The organism is Rhizobacter sp. P2_H3, from assembly GCF_056403355.1.
In genome coordinates, this window is sequence record NZ_JBFUFQ010000229.1 from 1 (window position 1) to 9,245 (window position 9,245).

The window sequence follows — 9,245 nt, forward strand, 5'->3', positions numbered from 1 at the left end:
TGCGGTTGGCCGGGCCATTGCTTTCGGTCAGGTAGATATGGCCATTGGCCGGGTTGAAGGCGGCGCCGGTGAGCCGGTAGGTCGCATCGAGATTCAGGGTTGCAATCACCGCGCCGCTGCCGGTATCGACGGCAAGCACGCGGTCGTTGCCGCTCACGCTGCCGTTGAACACCAGCAAACTGCCCGCGGGCACGGTGCTGCTGCCCAGGGTCATGGCGGCCGTCAGCACGTGCAGGCCGATGTTGTTGAAGACGATGATCGAGCCGAAGGCGGCACTCAAGGTCAGGGTTTGCACGGTCTGGCCGGTGGCCGGGTCGATGCGCAGCAAATGAGCCGGGCTGGCCTGGTCGCTAACCCACAAATGGCCGCTCACTGGGTCGACTGCCACATCCCCCAAGCTGCTGTTGCCGATCGGCACGTTCACGCGCACCGTGTTCAGGGCCAGCGTCGCGCTGCGGCCGCCGGCCGTGCTCACGCTCACCGGGCCCAGACCGTGTGACGGCAGCGCGACGCGGTCGATGCTGGCGCTGGTGTTGTTCGTCACCTCGATATGGACGCTCGGGTCGAACGGTGTGTCGTTGGCACTGGCGCCTGCAAACTGGTAGCTGGCGTTGCCCTCAACAAAACCAGTCCCCGTCACGATGATGCGGCTTTGAATGTCCACGCTGGTGAGCGTGGGCACGATTTGCAGCAAGGGCTGGCTGGCCGACCCGAACACCTGCACGCCGAAGGCGCCGTTCAATTGCGTGGGCAGCGTCAGGCCGGCGCTGCTGCCGTCTGCGGCGGCGGACGATGGGCTGAGTTTCACCATGCCCAGGCTGCCATTGCCGTCGATGAAGCGCAGCAGCACATCGGTGGCGGTGCTCAAGCCCTGGCCGCTCAGGCTGACGGCTTGCCCGGCATGGGCCGATGCCTGCACCGGGTCGGCCGGGGTGCCGGTCGGGGCGACCGCGTCCACGCTGGCCACGTTGACACTGAAGGGCGTGCTCGTGCCGCCGATGGTCTTGACGCTGATCGGGCCGAAGGCAGCGTCGCTCAGCGGCAGCACCACGCGCGTGAAGCGGCCCAGGTTCTCGGGGCCGGCAGTGCGGGTGCGGTCCAGCAGATTGAGCGTGCCGAAACGGTACTCGGTGTCAGCCGCTTCCAGTATGCCGGTACCTTCCAGCAGCACCGATGCCGACTTGCCGTCTGTCGACACCGATTCGACCTGCAGGTCGATCACCGTTGGCACGATTTGCAGCAGCAGGCCACTGGTGTCGCGCTCCAGCCGCACATGGCCGGTGTGGGCGGTGGTGGGCACGATGGCGGTGAGCGTCTGGTCGGTAAGGCTCGCCGTGGTGGCGACGGTCAGTTCGGACAGGTTGCCGAAATCGCTCAAGGTCGTGAACACCAGCCGGTCATTGGCCACCAGGCCGCTGCCCGCCACCGTGATGCTCTGCCCGGTGTTGGCCGAAGGCAGTGCCGCCAGGGCCGCGCTGCCGCTGGCGGCTGTGGCATTGATGGCCGTCACGTGGCGCGAGGCGGCGCTCAAGCTGCTGCTGCCCCCGCTGCTGGACACGACGACCACGCCCGCACCGACGCCGGGCGGCACGGTCAGGCTCAAGAGCTGCTGCACTTGCTTGCTGGCGGACGAGTCGAAGATGCCGTCGACGATGGTGCGCACGGTGAAGCCTGTCACCGCGCGCCCATCTATCGTGACGCTCAGGTCCGGCGCGTTGAAGCCCGAGCCTTCGAGCACGATCGCCTGGCCAGACGCCACCTGGCCGCCGATGCCGCGCAGCACCGGCACGATTTGCAGCGGCAGGCTCACGCCGCTGCCGAGGATAGTTACCAGGCCGCTGCGCACCAGCGCCGGCACGCCCACAGTCAAGGTCTTGCCATCGGCGCTGGCAATGCCGCTCAAGGACACGGTGCCCAGCGTGCCAGTGTCGTCCCGCGCCTGGAACTGCACCAAGGTGTTGATGGTGGCCAGGCCCTGGCCGTGCAGCGCAATCGCCTGGCCATTCACGGCCGAGGGCGCATTGGCGTTGGCGGGGGTGCCGGCGCTGGCTGTGGCGGTCATGGCGGTGAAGCCGACGATCGGCTGGGGCGCGATCGGGGCGCCGGCGATTTCGGCCGAGCCGCCTTCGGTCGTGATGCGGATCGGGCCGTCCAAGGTGCGCGGTGCCACCACGTCGAGGGTGTCATTGCGCGGGCCAGTCACGTCCAGCGGCGACAGCACGCTGTCGGCATCGACCAAGTCAATGCCGCCGATGCGCACCGTCAAAGCACCGTCCATGAAGCCCGAGCCGCGCAGCCTGACCAAGTCATCGGCGCCGGGGCGGCCGATCTCGACGCCGCTCAGGGTCGGCACGATTTGCAGGCGGATGCCGCCGGCTTGGCTGTCGAGTTTGACGTCGCCGCTCGCGGCCGTGTCGGGCACCACCACTTGCAGCCGCGTGCCGCTGGCGTTGACGATCAGCGGCGTCTGCACCGCCACGCCGGTGCTGCCGTCGTTGCCGCGGGTGTTGAACAGCACTCGCGTGGCGGCCGTGAAGTGGGCGCCGATCAGCTCGATCACCTGGCCCACGTGGGCCGAGGCCTGGGTGCCGTTGGCCGGCACGCCGTCGCGCGCGCTGGCAACGATCTGGCTCAAGCTCGCCGGGGGCGCTGCCGCTGCGTGGATGTCAATGCGGTACAGCTCGGCTTGAGTGGACGCGACCCACAGCGCGCCGTCGGGCGCGAAGGACAGGCCCGAGACTTCGTTCTGGTTGAGGTTTTGTGCGCTCGCGTCCAGGCGCCGCAACTCGCTGAGCTGGCCGGTGCCGTCGATGCGGTATTCGACCAGCAGCGCGCCGCCGTTGGCCGTGCCCAGCCACAGGTGGCCGCTGCTCGGGTCAATGGCCAGGCCGGCAGCGTTGAGCACGCTGAAGGGCGCGGTGATGGCGGCCAGCTGCGCGCCGCTGGCCGCACTCAGCTCGATGATGCGGTTGCCCGGGCCGCCGGTCTCGGTCAGGTAGATGTGCCCATTGGCCGGGTTGAAGACCGCGCCATTGAGCCCATAGCGAGCGTCCAACGCGAGGCTCGTGATGACCGCACCGCTGGCCGGATCGACCGCCACAACGCGATCCGGCCCGCCGATGTTGCCGTTGAATACCAGCAAGCTGCCCGCAGGCACGTTGCTGCTCCCCAGCAGCATCGGCGCTGCCAACTGCTGCAGGCCGATGTTGTTGAACGGGTTGATCGAGCCGAAGGCCGGCGTCAGCGTGATGGTTTGCAATACTTGGCCGGTACCCGGGTCCAGGCGCAGCAAATGCGCCGGGCTGGCTTGGTCGCTGACCCACAGCTGGGCGCTGGCAGGGTCCACCGCCACGTCGCCGATGCCGGCACCCGGCGGCAGGTTCACGCGTAGCGTGTTCAACGCAAGCGCGGCGCTGCTGCCGGCCGCGGTGGTCACGCTCACATTGCCCAGGCCGTGCGCAGGCAAGGCAGTGCGGTCGATATTGACCAGGCGGTTTTGATCCACGCCGTCATTKAACACGTCGATGTGGTTGCCGGCATCAAGCGCGCTGTCGCTGACGGTGGCGCCGGCAAAGCTGTAGCTGGCATTGCCTTCAACAAAACCCGAGCCCAGCAGCACGGTGCGGCTTTGAATGTCCGCGCCGCTGAGTGTGGGCACGATTTGCAGCAGCGGCTGGTTCGCAGATCCAAAGATCTGCAGCGCCACCACGCCGTTGGCAAATGCGGGCACGACGAGGCTCGCGCGGCTGCCGTCCAGGCTGGCCGCCACCGGGCTGAGCCGCACGGTGCTGGGCGCGCCGTTGATGTCGGTAAAGCGCAGCAGCACATCGGTGTTGGTGTTCAAGCCCTGGCCGACCAGGGTGATGACCTGGCCCGCGTTGGCCGAAGCCAGCGCCGGGGCGGCCGGCGTGCCCGACAACGCGCTGGCGTCCAGACCTGTCAGGTTGACGCTGAACGGCGCGCTGCTTCCCCCGGCCGTCGTGACGCTGACCGGGCCAAACGCAGCGGCGCTCAACGGCACAGTCAGGCGTGCCGTGCCGTCGCTTTGCACGTCAGGCCCGGCGCTGGTGCTCGTGTCCACCACGCTGGTGGCGCCAAAGCGGTACGCGGTGTTGGCGCCTTCAACGAAGCCGGTGCCGCTGACCAGCACTTGTGCGCTCGTGCCGTCGGCCGCAACCGACACCACTTGCACGTCGCGCACCGTGGGCACGATTTGCAGCGGGAAAGTGCCGTCGTCGAAATGGGTGATGACGCTGTCGACTTGTTTGAACACCTCCACGTCGCCGGTGAGCGCGTTCAGCGGCACATTGAAGAAGGCGATGCGGGCCGCAGCGTCGGTGCGAAACACATTCACAACCAAGTTGCTGACCGTGCCACCGGCATCGACGGTCTTGAAGGACATGCGCGCCGTGGCCGGATCAAAAGGCACGACCACGCCGATCTGCTGGCCCGGGTTGGCCGACGGGGCGTTTGCAATTGCGGCGCTGCCGCTGAGCGCGCGCACCGTGTTGGCCGGCAGCACGGTGAAGTGGCGCACGATGGGCGCGGCCAGCACATTGCCTGCCAGGTCGGCGATTTGCGCCGCGTCCACGCGCAGCTCGTAGCTGCCGGGCGCCAGCAAGCCGGAGAGCAGCAGCGAAATGAGCTGGCCGTGCTTGCGCGTGTCCTGGCCCAACGGCACGGGTTCATCGTCGGGCGTGCCGAAGCTGCCGTCCGCGCCCGCGCGCACCAGCGTGGCCGCGCTGGGCGTGAGGCGCTGCAGGTCCAGCGGTTCATCGAACAGCAAGTCGATCGAGCGCACGAAGAAGCGCCGCGCGCCTTCATCGACGCTGGCCGAGAGCAGTTGCGGCGCCAAGGTGTCGGGCACCACGTCCAGGGCGTGCTGTTCGGACAAGCTCACGTTGCCGCCGGTGTCGGCGGCGCGCACTTGCAGCGTCAGGTGCTTGCCAGCCAGCGCAATGGCCGGCGCCTGGGCCGTGAACTCGAATGGGAAGGCAACGGCTACCGAAGCGACCTGGCCATTCACCAGCAGCTCGACGCTGCGCACCTGCACATCGTCGCTGATGTTGCCCAGGACGCGCACGACGCGGCCCTCCTGCACCTGCACGCCGGGCTGGTTGGCATCAACATCGACCGCTTCGAGCGTGATGGCCGCCTGCGGCGCCACGCCCTGCACATCGGCGCCCAGGTAGTTGACGACTTGCAGTCCGCCGCTGCCATCGGCCACAAACGCCAGGCCGCCGGCCAGGGCCAGGTCTTTGGGCATTTGCGGCAGGTTGATGCGCGTCACCAGGTTGCCGGTGTTGGCCGGATCGGCGGTGCTGAATACATCGAGCGAGCGAAACGCCGCCACGATCGAATCATTGCCGCCCACCGCCAGCGCGAGGCCCGAGCCATTGAGAGCGATCGCGCTGCCGGCCACGACGGTGTTGTCGGGGCCCGAGAGCAGTACCGGCAGGCTGGGGTTGGAGACATCGACGGTGGAGAAGCCCCCGCCGACCACGCCATTGCCCGCGCCGACATAGGCGACGCTGTTGCCGACAAAGAGCTGGCCGCCTGCGGCCGGCAGTGTCAACGCGCCCAGCGCCGCCAAGCTCGCGTTGGCGATATTGATGGTCCGCAGCACGCCGGCCGCATCGACCGTGTAGGCGGTGCTGCCGAACACGGCGATGTCCAGCAAGGTGCTGCCCGCCAAGTCCAAGCTGCTGACCAACTCGCCGGTGTTGATGTCCACACTGTGTACGCTGGCGCCGGCCGTGACATAGGCGATGCCGTCACTGAGCTTGACGCGGTTGACGCTGCTGCCAAAGGGCACCGTCTGCACGCGCAGCGGCGCAGCGGGAATGGCAATGTCAACAATGTGCAGCCCGGCCTCATTGCCGGCCACGGCGGCTAGGCGGCGCGCTGCATCGACCGCGACATCGGTGTTGTTGCCGGGCAGCTTCAATTGCGACAGTATTTTCAACGTGCTGAACTGCGAGGCATCGACCACGGCCACGCCGTGGGTGCCGGTGGCCAGCAGCGCCGTCAGCGCCGCCTTGCCGTCAATCGAGCCGAACACGGCCACGGCCTCGGCCGTACCCAGCAGCGCGGCGCTGCTCACCACGCCGATGGGAATGCGCAGGGCGCCCAGGGGATCGCCGCCTTGGTTGACTTCGGTGAAGTCGTCCACGCCATCGGCGTCGCTGTCGCGCCGGATTGCACTGGAGCCGACGGCGAATTCCACATCGTCGGGCAGGCCGTCGTAGTCGCTGTCTTTTTCGGTGCTGGCCAGGAACACCATTGACGAGGTCAAGTCGGTGCCCTTGCCGCCAATCGCGGTGCGGCCGTAGCCGTGCGACACCAGCCCGGTGGCCGGGTCGAAGCCGACCACGTGATACGGCGTGCTAGCGGCCAGGAAGAAGTTGAAGTAACCGTTGTCGTCGCTGATCGCGCGCAGCGGCGGCACCTCGGGTTGATCGGGGTTTTGCAGCGCGAAGTAATTCTTGCCCCACTGCACCGTGGGCAGCGCGGCCAGGCCGGTGGCGACCACCCCAAGGCGCAGTTTGGTTTGCAGCGGATCGTTGGTGCTGAGCTCGATCAGGCCGCGTTGCAGGCCCAGACGATCGGGCGCGAAGCGCGCGCCAAAGCTCAGGTGCTCACCGGTTGCCAAGCTGATCGGATGGGTCGCCAAGTCGGCCGGCAGACCCAGCAGCGCAAAACTATCGGCGCCTTCGGTCAGCGCCGCGCCCGAGATCACGAGCGGCTGCAAGCCGGTGTTGGTGATGGTGAAGATCTCATCCCGCTGCACCGCGGGCGCACCGGGCCGCAGGCCGCCGAGATTGTTGTTGCTCAAAGCCACGCTGGCGGTGGGCGCCACGCGCAAGCCCGTGCCTTGCAGCTTCAACACGAAGTGCGGCACGGTGCCGGCATTGGAATCCAACGTCAGGAGGTCTTGCGCGTCGCCTTCTTGACCCGGGTCGAAYCGCAGCGTCAGTGCGATTTGTGCGCTAGGGTCTATGGAGGTTCCTGCAGGCGGTGGATTGACGAGCGAGAAGCCTTTGCCGCCGCCGAGCTGTGGCGCACTCAGTATCAATGGTTGGACGCCGCCGTTGACGATCTGCAGGACGGTATCGATGAGCTCGCCGCCGGCGCCGTCGGCTGCAACCGAGCCCACGGGCAAGGTGTCCAGGCCCACGCCGAAGTAGTCGATGCTGCCGGTGCTGACGGCGATCTCGGGCGTCGTCAGCGGCACAGGTTCAAGAATGCGTATGCCGTTCTTGCTGCTGGTGCCTGGCCCGCGGTCATCGAGGTTGAAGTGGTCGCGCCAGTGCCGCAAGGTGTCCAGCATGGCGACGCCGCCATCCGGCGCGATCCCAACCGCTGCCTTCAGCAAATGCGTGATCGGGTACTTGAAGGCCTTGTTTCCGTCGCGCGCGCTGCCTGCGTTCATGATGTCGTTGTAGGGCGTGGCGTCGGAATTGGCACGCACGCCGGCAGTGCCGCCCATGTCGCGCGCATCGCGGAAGTGCGGCAGGTAGCCCTCGATCAAACCGAGCTGGTGGCCGAACTCATGGCTGACCGTGTCGGCCACCATCGCCGTCAAGGTCACGTTGGGGCTGGTGTGGTCCAGATGCAGGCCGATGCCGATGCTGGTCGTGCCCGAAAACGAGACGTTCATGAACTGCGACAGCGCCCACAGTTGGCCGGCGTCGGAGATCGGCTTGTCGAACCGGTGATTGGTGATCGGATCAACCCGCCCTTGCGTGCCGATGTCGTTGCGCATGTCTTCGGTGGCGATGTCGGCTTTGTTGGAAATGCCGAAGACTTGCCGGCCGCCGTCGGTCTGGTCACTCCAGGACGTGCTCACATCGGCGCCGGCATTGGCGTCCTGAAATGTGACCGCGTCTCCAATGGCCGGATCGTAGTTGGCCTTGACCTCGGCAAGCAGCAAGTCGGATTCGACAACCATGCGCGCGTCCAGCGCCGCGAGCTGCGTGGCGTCGAAGACATCGTCAATCGTGCCGGCGATGCCGTCCGGCCCGGGCTTGCGTTTGGATGGCATGAAGTCGGCAAACTCGGCCTGCACGCGCGGCGACAGCTTGATGTAGTCCCGCCCCTCGGCCGCCCCCGCCGCTTGCACGAAGATGCTGCCGCCACCCACCAGCGGCAAGGTCGTGACGGCGCCAGCATGCCCGGTGAACACATACTGCACGCTCGGATTGACGGGCGTGCCGTCGAGTCCCAGCTGGAACACTGTCTTCAGCGACAGCAGCAGGCGTTTGAGTTCGGCGCGGTAGCCGGCAAGGTTCAGGCCGAAGATGGGCCTGGAGCGGCTCATGCCGGTGGGCTCCAGAATGCCTACCTGACCGCCCAGCGGCAGCTTGGCATCGCTGACCTTGATCAGCAGATCGCTGCCGTCGAAGTTTCTGGGCAGCTCAGGGTCGAACTTCCAGATCAATGTGGCCTCGCCAAGCACCTCGCCATCAACGAAAAATGGCTTGTCGGCACTGAAATTCGTGTTGACGCTAACCGGCAAATGCACATGGACTTCCTTGGTGCGCACGAAGCCGCCGAGGCCGTCGTTGAGCGTCTTGATGAAGGCCGCCGTCTTGCCGGTTTTGTTCTGCGATTTGTCGGCATCGATCACATCGACCCAGCGGTACTGGTAGTAGGTGAAGACGTCGCGCGTGCGCAGCAGCTCGCCGGCTTTCTGCTGGATCACGGTGATGGTGATCTTGGCGCCGAACAATTGGTCGGCCGTGAGCTGCTGGAACTTCGGCGAGCGGAACATTTCGTCATAGCTCTTGGCCTGGAAGCCGAACAGCCTGCTTTCGCCGCTGCCCGGCGCCAAGGTGAACGTGCTGCTGACCGGCTGCAGTGCAATCGGGTTGGTGAGCGCCTTGGCGAAGCGGTCCAGCGGCCCGTCGATGTCGATGCTCACGTTGACGAAGGGCTGCAACAGGCCGCCGGGCGCGCTGGGGTGCTGGGGCACATCGCAGCCGGGAGGCGGGGGCGGGCTCGGTGGTGCGTTGGGGTCGGCCGGCGGCGCGGTCCAGAACCATTCCAGGCGCGTCACGCCGCCCATGCCGCCGTCGCCGGTGGCAAATGTCAGCGCGATCGGGTCGTGGATGGTCACGGTTTCGATCACGTCCAGCGCCTGCGCCGCGTGTTGCAGGCCGGAGGCACCGGCAGGCGGGACCGGGCCCGGCGGCTGGCCGCCCGAGCCGCCGCAGCCGCCGGGTGGGGTCAGGCCATGCCAGCCC

At 67.2% G+C, this 9,245-nt stretch carries 1 protein-coding gene; it reads right to left on the minus strand.

What is annotated here, in order from left to right; genetic code table 11:
- Positions 1-9,130 (minus strand): hypothetical protein (locus tag AC1D1T_RS26715; protein ID WP_477992820.1); only part of this gene is annotated, 9,130 nt, incomplete at its 3' end.
- Positions 9,131-9,245 lie beyond the last annotated feature (115 nt).